This window comes from Leclercia adecarboxylata, assembly GCF_006171285.1.
Classification (GTDB): Bacteria; Pseudomonadota; Gammaproteobacteria; order Enterobacterales; family Enterobacteriaceae; genus Enterobacter; species Enterobacter barmai.
This window is the reverse complement of the sequence record NZ_CP040889.1, coordinates 1,399,969-1,420,710: the sequence shown is the minus strand read 5'-3', so window position 1 is coordinate 1,420,710 and position 20,742 is coordinate 1,399,969. Positions and strand designations below refer to the sequence as shown.

The following is a 20,742-nucleotide window of genomic DNA, read 5'->3' as shown; positions in this document are numbered from 1 at the left end:
ACGCCACATCCGGGGACTTAACAAAAATCGGGATAAACGCCAGGTTAAAATAATGTTACACAATATTTAATCATGCAAAACGGCAGCGCGGCCGCTGCGACATGGAACTTTCAGATGCAGAGATGCCCGCTGGCAGTGCATTTGCCCTGTTTTAGGGCGGATATAGGCTGTATTGGGGGCAGACAGGGATCCTCCTTCAGGAGTAGTTGCGAATTGAAATCATTAGATATCAATAAATTAAAAAAACACACAAAAAATGCGGTTTAGTTGCGTTTTGCGATCTTAGGCATGTTTAACATCTAAAGATATGTTCGTTACCGCCGTAAAATATTTACGCCACAAAAATAACATTCAAGTAACCTGCAAGGGATGCCTATGTCGCCTCAACCGTTTGTCACGCAGTGTGAATATCCGCTGCAAGATGACACCACCCTGATGTCCACCACCGATCTGCACAGCTACATTACCCAGGCCAATGACACCTTTGTTCAGGTGAGTGGCTACACGCTGGCCGAACTCGTCGGGCAGCCGCACAACCTCGTTCGCCACCCGGACATGCCAAAAGCGGCCTTTGCCGACATGTGGTCCACCCTGCAACAGGGTGAGCCCTGGAGCGGCATCGTCAAAAACCGCCGTAAAAATGGCGATCACTACTGGGTGCGCGCCAATGCGGTGCCGATGGTGCGCAACGGCCAGACTACCGGGTATATGTCCATTCGCGTGAAGGCCACGCCGGAGGAGATTGCCGCCGTGGAGCCGCTGTATAAAGCCCTGAACGAAGGGCGCAGCAAAAAGCGGGTGCATAAGGGGCTGGTGGTTGCCAGAGGCTGGGCCGGTAAACTCCCGGCGATGCCGCTGCGCTGGCGGGTGCGCAGCGTGATGACGGCGCTGTTTGCCGTGCTGGCGGCGACCCTGTTCGCCACCGGGGCGGGCTGGGCGGCACTGGGCGCCAGCGCGCTGGTGATGCTGCTGGGAACCCTGCTGTTTGAACAGCAGATCGTGCGTCCGGTTGAAAACGTGGCGCGCCAGGCGCTGAAGGTGGCGACGGGCGAGCGCAACAGCGTGGAGCACCTTAACCGCAGCGACGAGCTGGGGCTGACCCTGCGGGCGGTCGGGCAGCTCGGCCTGATGTGCCGCTGGCTGATCAACGACGTCTCAAGCCAGGTGGTTAACGTGCGCGACGGCAGCGACCAGCTGGCGCGGGGCAACGACGACCTCAACGATCGCACGCACCAGACCGTCTCCAACGTGAAACAGACCGTCGAGACCATGAACCAGCTGGCGATGACCGTGCAGAGCAACACCCGAACCGCCGTCGATGCCGATAAACTCTCTATCGCCGCCAGCGACGCCGCCACCGAAGGCGGACACGCGATGCAGACGGTGGTCAAAACCATGGACGAGATTGCCGACAGCACCCAGCGTATCGGCTCCATCACCAAGCTGATTAACGACATCGCCTTCCAGACCAATATTCTGGCGCTGAATGCGGCGGTAGAAGCGGCCAGAGCAGGGGAGCAGGGCAAAGGCTTCGCGGTGGTGGCCGGGGAAGTACGTCATCTGGCCAGCCGCAGCGCTAACGCCGCCAACGATATCCGCAAGCTGATCGACGCCAGCGCCAGTAAAGTGCTGTCCGGCTCGGAGCAGGTTCATGCCGCCGGACGTACCATGGACGACATCGTCGAGAAAGTGCAGAACGTCACCCGACTGATCGCCGAGATCAGCCAGTCCACCTCCGAGCAGGCGTCAGGCCTGTCGGAGCTGACCCGGGCGGTCGCTGAACTGGATTCGATTACCCAGAAAAACGCGGCGCTGGTCGAAACCAGCGCGCAGGTGTCGGCGATGGTGAAGCATCGGGCGAAACGTCTGGAAGATGCGGTCACCGTCCTGCACTGAGTCAGTCGTGTTCCAAAAAAGCCGTTTGCTCTGCGAGGAGTAAACGGCTTTTTATTTATGAGCTGTATTTCTTTTTATCGTTAGTTGTTAATTGAATATTAAATAACTAAAAAAAATCGCCTCAGTTTATTCTTCCTGCCTGAGTCTGTTTTCCCTAATGCGGTGTCAAAAAAGCCTGTTCCGGTGGTCACGTAACGATCGATGAGCCAGAATTAATAGCCAGTGCCTATCTATTAAGGTGGTTATGAAATAAAAAAGCGATCAAAGTCATAAAGTTAGCGATGAAGTTACCGATAACGCTGATCGTCTGAGAAATAATCACATCGATGGAGTAAATATGTTCTTACATGACGTAAAAATCGGCACGAAATTATTTCTGGCGTTTGGATTCTTTATTGTCCTGATGGGGATAAGTGCGAGTTTATCTCTGATGAGCCTTAACCGGGCAAATAACGGGATGCAATCCATCATCACCAGCGATTATCCCACCACGGTAAAAGCCAACCAGTTAATCGAAAACTTCCAGGAATTTATTAGCACTCAACAGCTGATGCTGCTGGACGACCAGGGCAAGTACACGGCGCAATCAGAGCAGCATCTGAAAGAGATCAGCGAGCGTATCACCCTGATCCTGGGCGAGCTGAACACGGCCCTGCAGGATGCTAAATCCCAGCAGGTGCTGAGCGATATCCGCGGGGTCCGCCAGCAGTATCTTGACTCCCGCTACCGCATCCTGCAGGCGGTGCAGAGCAACGATCGGGCCGGGGCGATTCAGGAGATGATGACCAACACCCTCACCCTGCAGCAGGCCTATAAGGCGAAGGTGCAGGAGCTGATTGCGATCCAGGACACCGAGATGCAGCGCGCGGGCGTGGAGGTGGACGGCGATTTCAAAAGCAACCGCCTGCTGCTGATCCTTATCACCCTGTTCAGCGTGGCGGTGGGCAGCCTGATGGGGTGGTTTATCGTGCGCTCGATTACCCGTCCGCTGGGCGAGGCGGTGGATTTTGCCCAGGCCATTGCCGAGGGCGATCTGACCCGCAGCATGGCCTCCCACGGGAAAGACGAAACCGGCCAGCTGCTGACGGCGCTGATGGAGATGAAAGTTCGTCTGCTGGAGATTGTTCAGCAGGTGCAGACCGGCTCGGAGAGTATCTCCAGCGCTGCGGCGCAGATTGTGGCGGGCAACCAGGATCTGGCTGCGCGAACCGAAGAGCAGGCCAGCTCCGTTGAGCAAACGGCGGCGTCGATGGAGCAGATCACCGCGACGGTGAAAAACACCGCGTCACATACCGGGGAAGCGACGACCCTCTCGGCCGATGCGGCCAGGGTGGTGAAAAACAACGGCGAGATGATGCTGCAGGTCACCAGCAAAATGCGCCTGATCAACGAGACCTCTAACCGGATGTCCGACATCATCAACCTGATCGACTCCATTGCCTTCCAGACCAACATTCTGGCGCTGAACGCGGCGGTAGAAGCGGCCCGCGCGGGTGAGCATGGTCGCGGCTTTGCGGTGGTGGCCGGTGAGGTTCGCCAGCTGGCGCAGAAAAGCGCTACTTCGGCCAGCGAAATTCGCCAGCTGATTGAGAGCTCAACCAGCCAGACGCAGGACGGGATGGCGCTGGTGGAAAAAGCCAGCGGGCTGATCAATGGCATGGTGGGGAACGTGCAGGAGATGGACGTCATCCTGCGCGAAATTCGTCAGGCGAGCCACGAGCAGACGGAAGGCATCTCGCAGATCAACAGCGCCATTGGCCTGATTGATGCCACCACCCAGCAGAACTCCGCGCTGGTGGAAGAGTCCGTGGCGGCGGCATCCTCCCTTAACGATCAGGCGATGAACCTGAAAGAGCTGGTGAAGGTGTTCCGCGTTAGCGGGGAAGCCGTCGCTTAATCCAGCTGATTGATCTCCAGCGACGCGCGGTCAATAACCGCAATAATCTGTTTAAGCTGCGCGTCGCTCAATCCTTCCTGGTTGACCTTCAAATCCAGCACCGCTTTAAAATTGTCGAGTGCCCGCTTCATCTGCGGGTTTTTACGCAGCTGGAAGCCCACGCAGCGTGCTTTGATGCGCGCCTGGATGTTCTCAAGCTGTTCCAGGTTCTCATCCAACCAGCGCTGTCCGGCTACGGTGATGGCAATCTGTTTGCGCCCGTTCTCTTCTTCGGTGAAGGTGATGAACTGCTGATCCTGCAGGAAATCCAGCGTGGGATAAATCACCCCAGGGCTCGGCGTGTAGTTTCCCTGGGTCATGCTTTCAATGTCTTTAATCAGCTCATAACCGTGGCTGGCATTGCGGGTCAGGAGGTCCAGAATCACCAGCCTTAACTCACCGTGACCAAAAAAGCGCTGACGGCGTCCGCCGCCTTCGTGTGCCTGTCGCATAGGGTTTTCCTTTAATTTGATATATCTAATTTATATCTAAATTAGTTTTAGATGCAATCTAAAACATCTTGCATTTTTGTTTATTAGCAATCATTATCATTTAACTTTCATTTTCGATATATCGTTTTCACATCACGAAGGCAAATTATGACCACTACCCGCTACCCACAACGTGTCCGCAACGACCTGCGTTTTCGCGAGCTGAACGTACTCCGCGTTGAGCGCGTCAGTGCCGGTTTTCAGCGCATCGTGTTAGGCGGCGAGGCGCTGGAGGGCTTCAGCTCCCGCGGCTTCGACGACCATTCCAAAGTCTTTTTCCCGCAACCGGGCACGACCTTTGTGCCGCCGGTGGTGACGGACGAGGGCGTTAACTGGGGCGACGGCGTGCGTCCGCAGGCGCGGGATTACACTCCGCTGTATGACGCGGCCCGTCACGAGCTGGCGCTCGACTTCTTTATCCACGACGGCGGGGTGGCAAGCCAGTGGGCGGTAGAGGCAAAGCCGGGGGATACGCTCTCCATCGGCGGCCCGCGCGGTTCCCTGGTGGTGCCGGAAGATTACGCCTGGCAGCTCTACGTCTGCGATGAGTCGGGAATGCCCGCCCTGCGCCGCCGTCTGGAGGCGCTGCGCGCCCTGCCGGTGCGCCCGGAAGTGCATGCCGTGGTGACCGTCGGGGATGCCGCCTGTCAGGACTATCTGGCGCACCTGAGCGAGTTCAACATCACCTGGGTGGTGGGGCATAACGAGCAGGCGGTGGCGGATCGTCTGACCGCCCTCAGCGTGCCGGCGGAGGATTACTTCATCTGGCTGACCGGGGAAGGGAAGGTGGTGAAAAACCTGAGTCGCCTGTTTGAAACCGACGCCATCGATCAGAAGCTGGTGCGTGCCAGCGCTTACTGGCACGCCAAATAGTCAGGCCACGTCGTCGAGCTGCGCTTCGCTGACCTGATGTTCCAGCGAGGCGCGCACCTCACGTAAGGCTTTCTCCTGCTGGGCAAAATAAGTTTCCATATTGCTCAGCGAGGAGACCAGCAGCCAGGACTCCTCTTTTTCCAGCTCCGCCAGTTCGCTCACCAGGGTGTCGATCTGTTCGCGCACCTGGGCCATCTTTTTGCGGATACGCGTCAGATCGTTCAGCCTGTCGCTGGCCATCAGCGGCTCCAGCCCCTGATGCAGGCGGGCCACCAGGGAGCGGATCGCCTTCACGTCGCCACGCTGCTTCGCCTGGTTCAGCTGCACCATCATGGCGTTCGCCTCTTCTTTCAGCTCATCCGCCACCAGATCCGGATGACAGAGCTTGCTCGCCTGACGCCAGAGCCGTTTTAACTCGTTCTGATCCTCTTCTGAGAGATCCTGGCCCTTGCGCAGGCGGATCTCCGCTTCGTGCTGCTGCTCGCGGTATTTTTCATACTCGTCGTTGGCTTCGTCCCGTGCCTGGCGGGCGGGCTCCTCTTCCCGGGTTAAGCCGGTTTCCAGCTCCTGGGCTTCGGCCAGCAGGTTGGCAATCAGGTTGCTTTGCTGCTGCAGATGCTTGCGCGCGGCGGCGGCCTGCATCGAGTCGGCGGGCAGATCGCGCCAGTGTTGGGTCAGGGTGGTCAGCACCTCCACCGCCTGGGCAACGTACTGCTGGCAGCGGCGATAGTCCGCTTCCCGACGGCGGGTTTCCGCCTGCTGGCGGCGCAGATTGAGCTCCGCCAGGGTTTTGCGCAGGGCGAGGATCTGGCTCATCAGCGGGCCGAGGCGGGTGAGGTAGAGGTCGTTAAATTCATCCAGCTGCTGGACGCGGGCATTGCGGCGATCGATTAAATCACGCAGGCGCTCCTCCAGCGCCTTCAGCTCCAGCTTGCTGGCGGCAAGCTGCGGGTCGCGCCACGGGGCGACGGCGCGCTGGCTCTGTAACCAGCTGGCGATAGCGGTTAACGCCGCGGTGTAGTTTTTCTGCTCAAGCGCCACGACGATCGCCCGAAGCTCATCGTCAAAGGCTTCGCTTTTTAACCGTGCCAGCTGGCTCTCGATGATGTCGTCATCTTCAAGCTCAATGGCGTTTTTAATGATTTCCAGCCGTTTGATCGGTGTGCTCATGATGCTTTTCGCTTTGGCGCTTAAGTATTTGAGTTAAGGATAGTTGTCAGGAAAACAACAGGGAATAATACACATGTCTGATGAATGGCGCGACGACGACGTGCGTTAAATTTGCGCGGGCGCATTTCGCATTCATTTCCTGAATAAATTCCTAAAAGAGCAAAAAAAGTCTGAAAAAAACCCTGTCGACCTTTTACGTGCATTTACACAGGTTACTTTTTGACATATTTTGCTCCTTTTTTGTACGCCAGTCTGAAAACGGACAGAAGGCAGGGATGTAGTGAAGGTAAGGATGACCAGATTAACAGGGCTTTTTGTCACTCTCATTTTATGGCCACTCGGCAGTGCCTACGCGGCGTTGCTGTCGCCAGCGGATCGCAGCGCTGTTCAACAGCAGCAACAGCAGCTGCTGGATCAAAACCAGCGCCAGCGCGACGAGCTGGAACGCAGCACGGTCCTGCCCGCGGCCTCTTCATCCCCCGTACAACCTGCCGCTGGCGGCCCCTGTTTTGTTATCAACCAGATCGTGCTGGACGGTGCCACTGCCATGCCGGACGTTGCCGAGCGCCGCCTTACCGCGCCCTGGCGCAACCAGTGCCTGAATATGGCGGGCCTCAGCGCCCTGACGCATGCGGTCTCAGACTGGTATATCAGCCGGGGGTACATCACCAGCCGCGCCTTTCTGACCGAGCAGGATCTGAGCCGTGGCACGCTGCATATCGCGGTGCTGGAAGGCAAGCTCGAGCAGATCCGCCTGGAAGGCGTGCCGGAACGCACGCTGGATATGACCTTCCCGGGACGGGTGGGCAAGATCCTCAACCTGCGCGATATCGAACAGGGGATGGAGCAGCTGAACCGGGTGCGTCAGACCCCTGTTCAGATAGAGATCCTGCCCGGCGAGCGCCAGGGATACTCGATCGTTAATCTCACCGCCGACCCGGAATTCCCGCTTAACGGCTCGATAAGCTTCGATAACAGCGGGCAAAAGAGCACCGGCACCGGCCAGCTCAGCGGCGCGCTCACCGGCAACAACCTTCTGGGGATCGCCGATAAGTGGTTTATCAGCGGCGGGCGCAGCAGCGATTTTTCCAGCAGTAAGGATGCGCAGAATTTTGCCGCAGGCGTCAGCGTGCCCTACGGCTATGGCCTGCTCGATTACAGCTACAGCTGGAGCAACTACCTCAGCACCATCGATAACAATGGCTATCGCTGGCGCTCGACCGGCGATAACGAAACTCACCGGCTGAACGGCTCCTGGGTGCTGTTCCGTAATGGCGATATCAAGACCAGCGCCGCGGTGGGCCTGACCCACCGTATCAACCATAACTACCTCGACGATGTCCTGCTCGCCACAAGCAGCCGCAAGCTTTCGAGCTTTTCGCTGGGCATCAACCACACGCAAAAAATCGCCACCGGCGTGGCGACCTTTAACCCGACCTTCACCCAGGGCGTGCCCTGGCTGGGGGCTGAGGATGACAACGACAAGCACGGCGATGTGCCAAAAGCGGAGTTTCGCAAATGGAGCCTGAACGCCAGCTATCAGCAACCGCTGGCCGACCGGCTGTGGTGGCTCTCCAGCGCCTATTTTCAGTGGTCCCCCGACCGGCTCTACGGCAGCGAGCGCTTAACTCTGGGGGGCGAGACCTCGGTACGCGGCTTTAAGGAGCAGTATCTTTCCGGCGATAACGGCGGCTACTGGCGAAATGAGATCAACTATTCGCTCTTCACCCTGCCGTGGATCGGGCAGATCGGCGCTCTGGCGGCGCTGGACGGCGGCTGGCTGAAAAAAGACGGTTTCGACCGCTACGCCTCCGGCACCCTGTGGGGCGCGGCGGTGGGGTTGAACAGCGTGAACCGCGTCTTCTCAAGCCAGTTAACGGCGGGCACACCGCTTGCGTATCCGGACTGGCTGGGGCCGGATCGTCTGAATATTTATTACCGCGTGTCGGTGGCGTTTTAAGGGACAGGGATGATGGACAAGGAACAGGTGAGTTTACCCCGGCGCGTACTCAGCGCCTTACTGAGCGTGCTGCTCGCCACGCAGCCGATGCTGCCTGCCGTGGCGGCAACGCTGACGCCAACCGGCAACACCCAGCAGGATCAGGCCGCTAACGGCGTGCCGGTGGTCAATATCGCCACCCCGAACGGCGCAGGTATATCGCATAACCAGTATCAGGATTACAACGTTGGTAAAGAGGGGTTGATCCTCAACAATGCCACCGGCAAGATGAATCAGACCCAGCTTGGCGGGCTGATTCAGGGCAACCCCAACCTGACGGCGGGCAGGGAAGCGACGGGCATTATCAACGAAGTCACCGGCACCAACCGGTCGCAGCTGCAGGGCTATACCGAAGTGGCGGGCAAAGCCGCTAACGTAATGGTCGCCAACCCCTACGGCATCACCTGTAACGGCTGCGGGTTCATCAACACTCCTAACGCGACGTTGACCACCGGCAAACCGGTGCTCGACGCCAGCGGCAAACTGCAGTCGCTGGATGTCAGCAAGGGCAGCATCCTGATTGAAGGCCAGGGCCTGGACGCAAGTCAGAGCGACGCGGTGTCGATTATCTCCCGTGCCACCGACATCAACGCCCAACTGCACGCCAAATCCCTGACGGTGGTGGCAGGGGCGAACCGGGTTGCGGCCGATGGCAGCATCAGCGCCATCCCGGGCGAAGGCCCTGCGCCGAAAGTAGCGGTGGACACCGGGGCGCTGGGCGGGATGTACGCCAACCGTATTCGCCTGGTCTCCAGCGAAAAAGGGGTGGGCGTTAACCTCGGCAACCTGAATGCCCGCGAGGGGGATATCACCCTTGATGCCAGCGGCAGGTTGACGATGCATAACAGCCTGGCCAGCGGCGGGATTACCGCGAAGGGCGAAAGTATGGCGCTGACCGGCGACCATAAAGCCGGGGGCAACATTACCCTGAACAGCCAGAGCGAACTGGCGTTGCAGGATGGCTCGCTGAACAGCGACCGTGACCTCGTGCTCGACGCCAGGGGTACGCTGTCGCACGGCAATGCAAAACTGACCGCCGGGCAGGATGTCTCCCTCACGGCGCAACACCTCAGCCAGGACGCCCGCAGCGAAACGGATGCCGCCCGGCATATCAGCGTGACTGCCCGCGACAGCGCCACCCTCAACGGGCGCATGACGGCCGGGCAAAACCTGTCGCTCAATGCCACTACCCTGACGCATAACGGCGAGCTGGTGGCGGGGAATACGCTCTCTCTCAGCGCCGCCAGCCAGACGCTTAACGGAGCGATGAACGCCACCGGCGATCTCAGCGTGTCCGGACAGCAGATCGCCACCACCGGGGCCTCGCAAATTCAGGGCCGTAACCTGAGCATTACCGCCAGACAGGCAGATCTGAAGGGGACGCAGGCCGCCAGAGAGGCCCTGACCGTTAACGCCAGCGAGACGTTATCCCACAGCGGCAAAAGCAGCGCGAATACCCTGACCCTGAGCGCGCCGACGCTGGAAAACAGCGGCGTCGCCATCGCGTCAGCACTTAATACGCAGTCGCAGACGCTTATCAACGCCGGGCTGTTGCAGGGCGACACGTCCCTGCTGCTGAATACCGGGACGCTGGACAACCAGCACAACGGCACCCTTTACAGCGCCGCGAATCTGAGCCTGGCTATCCCGAATATCACTAACCACGGCCTGATCGCCAGTGACGGTGCGCTGGCGGTTGCGGCCAGCACCCTCAGCGGCGAAGGGCTGTTACAGGGCGTCGATGCGCTGACCCTTTCCGGGGATAACCTTTCCCAGGGAGCGGCGGGACGCTGGCTGACCGCAGGCTCGCTGGCGATCGCCACCGGACAGCTCGCTACCGCAGGCATCATCCAGGGGCAGGATCTCAGCGTGAATGCAGGCGACTGGCAGCATAGTGGCTCCGCGCTTGCTGCAGGCCAGTTTGATACCCGCTTAACCGGCTCGCTGCTGAACAACGGCGACCTGATGAGCCAGGGCAATCTGAGGTTCCACGTACCGTACCTGACCAACAACGGTAATCTGCTCGCCGCAGGCGACATGCAGCTGACGGGCGTGCGGCTCACCAACACCGCCACGCTGCAGGGGAATACCCTCAGCCTGACGCAGGGCAGCATCGACAATGCCGGAACAGTCTTTGGTCTGAACGGACTGGAACTGGAGACCACCGGCGCCCTGAATAACCGGGGAGACCTGTTGAGCCAGCAGGCGCTGACGGTGAACGCACAGGACATCACCAACAGCGGCCGGTTGCAGGGGCAGAACCTCTCCCTTGCAGGCACAAATCTGACCAACAGCGGTGCCATCCAGAGTGCCCAGGATCTGGCGCTGACGTTAAGCGGCGACATGGCCGCCGTCACCGGCAGCAAAATTACTGCCCTGAACAGTGTCCGGATCAGTGGAAAAGCCCTCGACAACCAGGGGCTGTTGAGCGCGAAAAACCTGAATATTGACGGAGACTCGCTCAGCAACAGCGGGGAAATCAGCGGCGTCAGCGGACTTAATCTGCAGCTGACAGGCGACCTGATGCAGGCAGGGAAAATGCTGAGCGGGGCAGGCCTTACCGTCCGGGCGGGCGACATCAGCAACAGCGGCCAGATGCAGGGGGATAACACCCAGCTTGATGCCCGCACGCTTAACAACGACGGACGTTTACAGGGCGACAGCGGCCTGACGCTTACGCTGCTGGATACGCTGACCAACCAGACCAACGGCGTCCTTCTCAGCCAGAACGCCCTCAGCGTGACCGCCCCGGTGGTGAGCAATAACGGTACGATTCAGGGGAACGGAAACTCCACGCTCACCAGCATCACGCAGGTCCGCAATAACGGCAACATCCTCACCGGTGGCGACCTGACGCTCTCCACGGCGGATTACAACGGCGCGGGCTGGCTGCAGGCGACGAACCTGCTGATGAATGTGGCGAAGCTCGCTAACAGCGGCACGATGATGGCGACGCAACACGCCACCTATACCGGCAACAGCCTGACTAACGCCGGTACTCTGCAGGCGGCACAGCTGGCGGTGAATGCGCAGACGCTGACCAACAGCGGCACGCTGCTCGGCAACAGCAGCCTGATGCTGAACAGTGACAGTATCAGCAACGATAACGGGAACCTGTTCAGCGGGGGCGATCTGCTTACCGAAGCGGCCTCCCTCAGCGGCGTGGGCCAGATTGTGGCGCTCGGCAACCTGACGCTGAAGCTGGTAAACAGCTGGACGGCGCAGGGCGTGGTGGCGGCAAACGACCAGCTGACCATTACCAGCCGGGGCGACATCAGCAACCAGAGCATCCTGCAGGGCAACGGCATCACGCTGAACGCCGCGGGCAAGGTGACCAATAATGGCCTGATTACCGCAGGAGGCGGCACGACTTCGCTCTCCGGCAGTGAGATTGCCATGAACAGCAGCGGCTCGCTGCAGGCCGGCGGCGATGTCAGCCTCTCCAGCCAGGGCGATATCACGCTTGATGGCTTTACCGGCACCGCCGGAAATATGGCGCTCACCGCCGCCGGGTCGGTGATCAATACCGCGCTGCTCTATGCCGGAAATAACCTGTCGCTGTTCGCGGATCGTATTGCGAACCTGCGGGGCGATATGCTGGCGGGCGAAGACCTGGTGATGCAGAAGGATGCCTCCGGGGCGGCGAATACAGAAATCATCAATATCTCCGGCAATATCGAAACCACGAAGGGGGATATCACGCTCAGAACCGGGCATCTGCTGAATACCCGCGATGGCCTTACCACCTCGAGCACCACAACCTATAACCCTGCCTCGATTTCCGGGTTGGGGAATGCGACCATCGATATCGACCTCTCTCAGCTGCCTGACGGCAGCTACGGGAAATATATCGCAAGGTATCCCGCGGAAATCTGTACCGGGGTCGCTAACACGCACTGTACGGTGAATAAAGGCAGTACCGCCTGGGGTATGCGAGCCGATCAGAGCGAGCAAAAATTTGCCCTCAGCCAGACGGTGACCGCCGTTTCAGCTACTGGTGGTGTGGCTGGCATTCGCTCTGGCAACGATCTGTCCATTAACGCCGGTCGTCTTGAGAATAATGCCAGTGCGATCCTCGCCTCCGGTGATATTTTCCTGACGGGCAATACACTTTCCAGCCAGTCCTGGCAGAACTCAACCACCTCAGAATACTGGAAATATGTCTACCGGGGACAGGTGGGTTATGCAGACCCTGACAGCATCATTACCTCCAACGTCGAAGGTAATATTGATATTGGAACAGTCATTCTGCCCGACCCTGTTTCGGATAAAATTCGTTTTACGCTGGACGGGAAAACCACTGAAACTGAACTCGGCGACATTTACCGCGCAGTCATTCAGGCGGGCGGCATTGTCACCGCCAGGTTCGACAATGACATCAGCAACACAAACACCACGTCAAACGCGGGAACCATCAGCAATACCCTTGTTGCGCCGGACCTGAATACGCCATCAACACAGAGCATCGCAGGTGGCGCGAATCAGCAGTCACTGGCTGATGCCAGCACAACGGCCATCACCGCACCGGACTGGCAGAACGCTGCTGAGGGTCAGGCAATTGCCGATGGCGTAAACCTCGTACCTGGCGGCCTTGAAGGCAATTATCCTCTGCCTTCCGGTAAGAACGGCTATTTTGTCACCTCTACCGATCCTGACAGCCCGTACCTCATCACCGTCAATCCGAAACTCGACGGGCTGGGGCAGCTCGATCCCTCCCTGTTTGGCGACCTGTGGAAGCTGCTGGGTGTCAATCCAGGCGCCGCCCCGCGTGAAACGGGCAGCCAGTATACCGACAGCAAACAGTTCCTGGGTTCCGCGTACATGCTCGACCGCCTTGGGCTGGATCCGGAGAAAAATTACCGCTTCCTTGGCGATGCCGCCTTTGATACGCGGTACGTCAGTAACTACGTGCTGAACCAGACCGGATCACGCTATATCAGCGGTCTGGGCTCCGATCTCGATCAGATGCGCTATCTGATGGACAAGGCCGCCGACGCACAAACCTCGCTGGGGCTGAAGTTCGGGGTGGCGCTGACGGCAGACCAGATAGCCACTCTCGACCACAGTATTCTGTGGTGGAAAGCCGCCACCGTTAACGGCCAGACCGTGATGATCCCGAAGGTGTACCTGTCGCCAAAAGACGTCAGGGTGCAGAGCGGCAGCGTCATTTCCGGCAATAACGTGCAGCTGGCGGGCGGCAATGTCACCAACAGCGGAAGTTCGCTGCTGGCGCAGAAGGGGCTGTCCATCGACAGCAGCAACAGCATCAACAACCTTAACGCCGGGCTTATCAGCGCAGGCGGCGGGCTGAACCTGAGCGCGCTCGGTGATATCAACAACATCAGTTCCACCATCAGCGGTAAAACCCTGGGGCTGGAGAGTGTGACGGGCAGCATTAACAACATCACCCGCGCACAGGCGTGGAATGTGGATGCGGGCCGCATGCGCTTAAGCGGTACGGATGTGGGCATCACCTCTTCCATTGCGGCAACGGACGGGCTGACGATGCGTGCCGGGCAGGATATCAATATCACCGGCGCCAGCGTGGCGGCGGGTGGCGGCCTCGGCATGGCGGCGGGCAACGATATTAATATCTCCGCGAATGAGATTAGCGAGAGCCGGTATGAGCGCAACAGCGCAACGACAGAGACGGCGTCCGTTACGCAGCAGCGCAGCACGCTGACGGCAGGGGGCGATCTGACCCTGCTCGCTGGCAACGATCTCAACGCGCGAGCCGCAGGGATCGCCGCCGAAGGGGATGTGGGCATCCGGGCCGGTCGCGATGTGAACCTGCTGGCAGAGGCCAGCACCGAAAGCGCCAGCAGCAAAACGAAGAAAAAAACCGCTGTCGATGAGTCCGTGCGTCAGCAGGGAACGGAGATCGCCAGCGGTGGCAACACGGTGATCGTCGCCGGGCGCGACATGAACGCGCAGGCGGCAGAGGTGACGGCGCAGGGTGATATCGGCGTGGCGGCGGGCCGCGACGTCAGTCTCACCACGGCCACCGAGAGCGACTATCGCTACCGGGAGAAAACCAAAACCAGCAGCGGGTTCCTGAGCAAAAAGACCACCCACACCATTCAGGAAGACAGCGCGACGCGGGAGAAAGGTTCCCTACTGAGCGGCGATAACGTGACGGTGCAGGCGGGCAACAACCTGCTGTTGAAAGGCTCGGCGGTGGCGGGCGACGGTGACGTTGCATTGTCGGCGGCGAACAACGTCGACATCGTGGCGGCCACCAACACCGACACCTCCTGGCGCTTCAGGGAGACCAAAAAATCCGGCCTGATGGGCACCGGCGGCATCGGCTTCACCGTCGGCACCAGCAAATCCACCCACGACCTGCGCGAGCAGGGCACCACCCAGAGCGGGAGCTTCAGCACCGTCGGCTCGACGGGCGGGGACGTCAGCATCACGGCAGGTAAGCAGGCGCACATTGCCGGGGCGGATATCATCGCCCGGAAGGATATTGCGGTTCAGGGCGACAGCGTGGTGATTGAACCGGGCCACGACAGACGTACCCGGGATGAGAAGTACGAGCAGAAGAGCAGCGGCCTGACGGTGGCCCTGTCCGGCACGGCGGGGAGCGCGCTGAACAGTGCGGTCACCACGGCGCGGGATGCGGCAAACGAGAGCGACGACCGGCTGGCGGCCCTGAAGGCGACGAAGGCGGCGTTATCCCTGGTGCAGTCCGACCAGGCGGTGGCGATGGACCAGGCGAAGGGGGCCTCTGACAGCGGCAACACCAACACCGTGGGCATCAACGCCTCGCTGGGCTCGCAGTCGTCAAAATCCTCCTCGCACATGCGGAGCGAAACATCGGCGGGCAGCAGCCTGAACGCGGGCAGCAACGTCACGATTAAGGCCACCGGGAGCGATATCACCGTGGCGGGCAGCCGGGTTAAGGCCGGTAAGGACGTGCTGCTTGATGCGGCCCGGGACGTGAACCTGCTTGCCTCGCAGGACACCCAGCAGACGACGGGTAAAAACAGCAGCAGCGGCGGCAGCGTGGGCGTCGGGCTGGGGGCGGGATCCGGCGGGACGGGCATCAGCATCTCGGCGAGTGCCAGCAGCAGCAAAGGGCACGAGAAGGGCAACGGGGTCCGGCAGAACGAGGCCACGGTGGATGCGGGCCGTCAGCTCACGATTAACAGCGGGCGCGACACCACGCTTGCCGGCGCGCAGGTGAGCGGCGAAGCCGTGAAGGCGGATATCGGGCGCGACCTGACCATTGCCAGTACGCAGGACAGCGACCACTACAACAGTAAGCAGGGCAGCGTCAGCGGCGGGGTGGGCTACACCTTCGGGGCGGGCGGATTCTCCGGGAGCATCAGCGCCAGCCGGGACAAAATCGCCAGCGACTACGACTCGGTGCAGGAGCAGAGCGGGATCTTCGCCGGGAAGGGCGGCTTTGACGTGACGGTGGGGAACCACACCCAGCTGGATGGCGGGGTGATTGCCTCGACGGCGGAGGCGGAGAAAAACCGCCTCGACACCGGCACGCTGGGCTTCAGCGATATCCACAACCGGGCGGACTTCAGGACCGAACACCAGGGCGCGGGCATCAGTTCCGGGGGCAATATCGGGCAGCAGTTTGCCGGGAACATGGCGAACGGCCTGATTGCCGGGCTGGGCAGCAGCGGCCACGCGGAAGGCACCACCCGGGCGGCAGTGAGCGAGGGGACCATCACCGTCCGCGATACGGCAAACCAGCAGCAGGACGTGGCGGATCTGAGCCGCGACACGGAGCACGCCAACGGCAGCATCAGCCCGATCTTCGACAAGGAGAAGGAGCAGAAGAGGCTGCAGGCAGCGCAGCTGATCCTTGAAATTGGTGCGCAGGCGGCCGATATCGCCCGGACCCAGGGGGAAATCACCGGCCTGAATGCGGCCCGGGACAAGCTGGCGAAAGAGGGCAAATACGAGCCGGGGCCGGATGCCAGCAAAGAGAAAAAAGCGGAGTATCAGAAAGCGCTGCGTGAGACGTCCGAATACAAAACGGCCATGGAGAAGTACGGCACCGGCAGCCCGGTCCAGCGGGGTATCCAGGCAGCCACGGCCGCGCTGCAGGGCCTTGCGGGCGGGAACATGGCCGGGGCGCTGGCAGGTGCAGCGGCCCCGGAGCTGGCGTATGCCATCGGCCACAGGTCGGGTCTCAGTGAGGATGACGTCGCGGGTAAAGCCATTGCCCACGCCATTCTGGGCGGGGCAGTCGCAGCCCTGCAGGGGAACAGCGCCGCAGCAGGTGCCGCGGGCGCCGCAGCGGGTGAGCTTGCGGCGAAAGCCATCGCGGGCGTGCTGTATCCGGACGTGAAAGACCTGTCGAAGCTGAGCGAGGAGCAGAAGCAGATGGTCAGCGCCCTGGCCACGATTTCGGCGGGGATGGCCGGCGGGCTGGCGGGTGACAGCACGGCGGGTGCGGCAGCGGGTGCCGGGGCCGGGAAGAATGCGGCGGAGAATAACTTCCTGAGTGTGTCTGAAAAGACAGAGCTTGAGTTAGCGAAGCTGAAACTCAACAGCAAGGACCCGGCAGTACGAGAACAAGCGCAGCAGACCATCAATGAGCTGCGCGAAAAAGATATTGCGAGCGATCAGAAAGTTATAGATGCCTGCGGTAACGGTAATGCCGGGAGTGCGGCCTGTGCCGGAGCAAGGCTGGAGGTTATCGCGGCCAAAGGTGAATATGAAAATACCGGCAACTATAACTCGAAAGCCAGCCAGCAGTACGGGGATGCTTACGGACAGATAGTGAACCTGCTGAATATCACCAGCGTTGATGCGCAGAATCAGCAGCAGGTGAAGGATGCGATGGTGAACTATGTCATGCAACAGCTTGGTGTCGATAAAGCTACAGCAGCAGCTTACATCGAAACCTATGATGGGATGAAAATTGTAGCCGCTTCAGTTGCACCTATTTTAGGTACGGCAGCAGCAAACAAACTAAGTTCTTTAACGAATAAAATTGTATCTCCTGAGACCTCTCAATCAGCACGAACCATAAAATCTTACGGGCCATATGAATCCGGCCCGTTAGGTAATCCAAATGATCAGCGTGCACCAGCTTCGACCTTCAGAAGTGGAACATATACTGAGAAAGTTGCAGAAACAGATATTTATCTATACCGGGATTATGGTGGTTCAGCAAAAGCTGATGGTCGTTATTGGACTCCAGAACCTTCAAAAGGCCCGTTGCAATCCCAGCTAGATAGTGCTGTCCTTCCTGAGTGGGGAAACACTTTCCAAAATCAAGCAGTTATAAAAATACCTAAAGGAACTACATATTACGAAGGTGCAGCAGCAGCCCAAACTGGTACTAAGGGAACTAATCCTATACTACATGGCGGAGGTACTCAGATATTTTTACCTACACCACAGAATGACTGGATCATAAAAAAATGAAGCCAAATGAAATAGTTAAGCAATGGGTAAGTAAGAGAAGTTCATTTTACTTCTTTCTGCCAGATGGCCCCTATGGAAGACCTTTTGATAATCAATATTTAATTGAAAGAATAGAAGAAACTCAAGATGGTTTTAAAATTTTCCTTTCGGACAATCTGAAGCTTCACTTTATTGGGAACACAACGATCGAGGATGAGGGATGTAATCTGTTGATTAAGAACTTTAATCAATGCATCTTTGAAAATAATGCATATCAAACAAAGAAATATGATCAGGGTGAAGTGGTTATAAATGGCTTCTAAATGATAAATCCCGGCCTACGCGCCGGGATCTTTTTACCCGTCAGCCCTTAACCGGCTCGATCACCAGTCTTCCCTGTTCCACGCTGACCATGACCGGCGTGTCGGTGCTGAATCCCGCCTCTGCCAGCCAGTTGCCGTTCAGGCGCAGGCTGGGGCTGCGGGAATAGCAATTGGTCATACAGATACAGGTTCTTTAACAGCACTGGATAAAATTGAAAGCAGGGAGCAACACCGTTTCCAGCGGTGACTCTCTGAGTAAAAACATACCATCCAGGAAGACAGCGCGACGCGGGAGAAAGGTTCCCTGCTGAGCGGCGATAACGTGACGGTGCAGGCGGGCAACAACTTGCGGGTGTTAGGCTCGGCGGTGGCAGGCGACGGTGACGTTGCGCTGTCGGCGGCGAACAACGTCGACATCGTGGCGGCCACCAACTCCGACACCTCCTGGCGCTTCAGGGAGACCAAAAAGTCCGGCCTGATGGGCACCGGCGGCATCGGCTTCACCGTCGGCACCAGCAAATCCACCCACGACCTGCGCGAGCAGGGCACCACCCAGAGCGGGAGCTTCAGCACCGTCGGCTCGACGGGCGGGGACGTCAGCATCACGGCAGGTAAGCAGGCGCACATTGCCGGGGCGGATATCATCGCCCGGAAGGATATTGCGGTTCAGGGCGACAGCGTGGTGATTGAACCGGGCCACGACAGACGCACCCGGGATGAAAAGTACGAGCAGAAGAGCAGCGGCCTGACGGTGGCCCTGTCCGGCACGGCGGGGAGCGCGCTGAACAGCGCGGTCACCACGGCGCGGGATGTGGCAAACGAGAGCGACGACCGGCTGGCGGCCCTGAAGGCGACGAAGGCGGTGTTGTCAGGCGTGCAGGCTGACCAAGGCGCGGCTCTGGCGAAGTCTGACGGGGATACGAACAACGGGCTAGGGGTCAGCCTTTCCCTGTCGTCGCAGAAGTCGAAATCGGAGCAGCATGCGCAGAGCGATGCCGTTGCAGGCAGCACGCTGAATGCGGGCGGTCACATGGCGATCACCGCCACGGGCCAGGGGCAGGGTAAAAACAGCGGCGATATCCTGATTGCCGGCAGCCAGCTGAAGGCCGGAGGGGATACTGCCCTTGCAGCCGCAAATGACATTGTTCTGGGCGGTGCCGCGAATACCGAAAAAACGACGGGTAAAAACAGCAGCAGCGGCGGTAGCGTCGGGGTCAGCGTCGGTGGTGGCACATCGGGCTACGGTATCGGCGTCTTTGCCAGCGTGAATGCGGCCAACGGAAAAGAGAAGGGTAACGGCACCGCATGGACGGAGACCACCCTCGACAGCGGTGGCACGGTCTCGATGACCAGCGGACGCGATGCCATTCTTGACGGTGCGCAGGTTAGCGGTGACAAAATCGTGGCCGACATCGGGCGCGACCTCCTGATGCGCAGCCAGCAGGACAGCAACGATTATAAGTCGAAGCAGACCAGCGTGGCGGCGGGGGGCAGCTTCAACTTCGGCAGCATGACCGGCTCGGCCTATGTCAGCGCCAGCCAGGACAAAATGAAGAGCACCTTTGACTCGGTGCAGGAGCAGACCGGGCTGTATGCCGGTGACGGTGGTTTCGACATCACGGTCGGCCGCCACACCCAGCTGGACGGCGCCGCGATAGCCTCCACCGCTGAGGCGGGTAAAAACCGCCTGGATACGGGTACCCTGGGCTTCAGCGATATCCATAACGAAGCTGACTATAAGGTCAGCCACAGCGGCATCAGCGTGAGCAGCGGCGGTGACTTCGGCGGCGACCAGTTCAGGGGCAATATGCCGGGCGGGATGATAGTCGCGGGCGGCAGCAGCGGCCACGCGGAAGGCACCACCCGGGCGGCGGTGAGCGAGGGGAACATCACCGTCCGCGATACGGCGAACCAGCAGCAGGACGTGGCCGACCTGAGCCGGGACACGGAGCATGCGAACGGCAGCATCAGCCCGATCTTCGACAAGGAGAAGGAGCAGAAGCGGCTGCAGATGGTGAGTCTCATCGGCGAGATTGGCAGCCAGGCCATGGACATCGCCAGGACGCAGGGCGAGCTGGCTGGCCGGGCAGCGGCCAAGGATCCGCAGGCGCTGGATGAAGCCCGTCAGCAGCTGGCCCGGGAAGGTAAAACAGTGACGGACAAAGCGGTGGCGGAGCGGGCCTACGGGAACGCGATGGCTCAGTACGGCACCGGCAGCCCGATCCAGCGGGGTATCCAGGCGGCCACGGCCGCGCTGTCGGGGCTGGCAGGCGGGAATATGGCCGGGGCGCTGGCGGGTGCAGCGGCCCCGGAGCTGGCGTATGCCATCGGCCACAGGTCGGGTCTCAGGGAGGATGACGTCGCGGGCAAAGCCATTGCCCACGCCATTCTGGGCGGGGCGGTTGCCGCCCTGCAGGGGAACAGCGCAGCAGCAGGTGCCGCGGGCGCGGCAGCAGGCGAGCTTGCGGCGAAGGCCATCGCGGGTGTGCTGTATCCGGACGTGAAAGACCTGTCGAAGCTGAGCGAGGAGCAGAAGCAGACGGTCAGCGCCCTGGCCACGATTTCGGCGGGAATGGCGGGTGGCCTGGCGGGTGACAGCACGGCGGCTGCGGCAGCGGGTGCCGGGGCCGGGAAGAATGCGGTTGAGAATAATGCGCTGAATCCGAACATTTTCGG

General features: G+C 59.8%; 9 protein-coding genes and 1 pseudogene. 7 read left to right on the top strand and 3 right to left on the bottom strand.

The annotated features are described in order from the left end of the window. Positions 1 to 375: 375 nt before the first annotated feature. Together FHN83_RS08460 and FHN83_RS08455 are read left to right on the top strand one after the other, a co-directional pair. Positions 376 to 1,896, top strand: coding sequence for a PAS domain-containing methyl-accepting chemotaxis protein (locus FHN83_RS08460; protein WP_039031718.1), 1,521 nt, complete (start codon positions 376 to 378; stop codon positions 1,894 to 1,896). A 337-nt stretch (positions 1,897 to 2,233) separates the two neighbouring features. Continuing rightward, positions 2,234 to 3,793: a methyl-accepting chemotaxis protein gene (locus FHN83_RS08455; protein WP_139563671.1), complete on the top strand. Its 1,560-nt coding sequence runs from the start codon at positions 2,234 to 2,236 to the stop codon at positions 3,791 to 3,793. Here the strand turns inward: FHN83_RS08455 and FHN83_RS08450 are convergent. Then, entirely contained in the window at positions 3,790 to 4,284 is a 495-nt protein-coding gene (locus tag FHN83_RS08450) for a PadR family transcriptional regulator (RefSeq protein WP_039031720.1), read from the bottom strand. The two genes, FHN83_RS08455 and FHN83_RS08450, sit on opposite strands and share 4 nt — an antisense overlap. Before the next feature lie 147 nt (positions 4,285 to 4,431). Between FHN83_RS08450 and FHN83_RS08445 the strand changes: the two genes are divergently transcribed. Continuing rightward, entirely contained in the window at positions 4,432 to 5,196 is a 765-nt protein-coding gene (locus FHN83_RS08445) for a siderophore-interacting protein (protein ID WP_139563670.1), read from the top strand. Here the strand turns inward: FHN83_RS08445 and FHN83_RS08440 are convergent, their stop codons facing one another. Further along, positions 5,197 to 6,366 carry a DNA repair protein gene (locus FHN83_RS08440; RefSeq protein ID WP_139563669.1) on the bottom strand — a complete coding sequence of 390 codons (1,170 nt, stop codon included), beginning with the start codon at positions 6,364 to 6,366 and terminating at the stop codon, positions 5,197 to 5,199. Positions 6,367 to 6,658: 292 nt separating this feature from the next. Here FHN83_RS08440 and FHN83_RS08435 point away from each other — a divergent pair, with 292 nt between their 5' ends. From FHN83_RS08435 to FHN83_RS08425, 3 genes are read left to right on the top strand one after another with little or no spacing between them, the layout of a single operon-like run. Then, positions 6,659 to 8,326, top strand: a complete 1,668-nt coding sequence (locus tag FHN83_RS08435) for a ShlB/FhaC/HecB family hemolysin secretion/activation protein (RefSeq protein WP_139563668.1) — start codon at positions 6,659 to 6,661, stop codon at positions 8,324 to 8,326. Between the two features lie 12 nt (positions 8,327 to 8,338). Continuing rightward, positions 8,339 to 17,764 (top strand): hemagglutinin repeat-containing protein, encoded by a 9,426-nt coding sequence (locus tag FHN83_RS08430; RefSeq protein ID WP_327062113.1) that lies wholly within the window; start codon positions 8,339 to 8,341, stop codon positions 17,762 to 17,764. Beyond that, a complete protein-coding gene (locus FHN83_RS08425) occupies positions 17,761 to 18,066 on the top strand; it encodes a hypothetical protein (protein ID WP_139563666.1) in 306 nt (101 codons plus the stop codon). The genes FHN83_RS08430 and FHN83_RS08425 overlap by 4 nt, the downstream gene beginning before the upstream one ends. A 40-nt stretch (positions 18,067 to 18,106) precedes the next feature. Here the strand turns inward: FHN83_RS08425 and FHN83_RS08420 are convergent, their stop codons facing one another. Next, positions 18,107 to 18,244 carry a SymE family type I addiction module toxin gene (locus FHN83_RS08420; protein WP_139563665.1) on the bottom strand — a complete coding sequence of 46 codons (138 nt, stop codon included), beginning with the start codon at positions 18,242 to 18,244 and terminating at the stop codon, positions 18,107 to 18,109. Positions 18,245 to 18,331: 87 nt separating this feature from the next. Between FHN83_RS08420 and FHN83_RS08415 the strand changes: the two are divergent. Next, positions 18,332 to 20,726 (top strand): annotated as a pseudogene (locus FHN83_RS08415) (hemagglutinin repeat-containing protein); the annotation flags it as partial. Between the last annotated feature and the right edge of the window lie 16 nt (positions 20,727 to 20,742).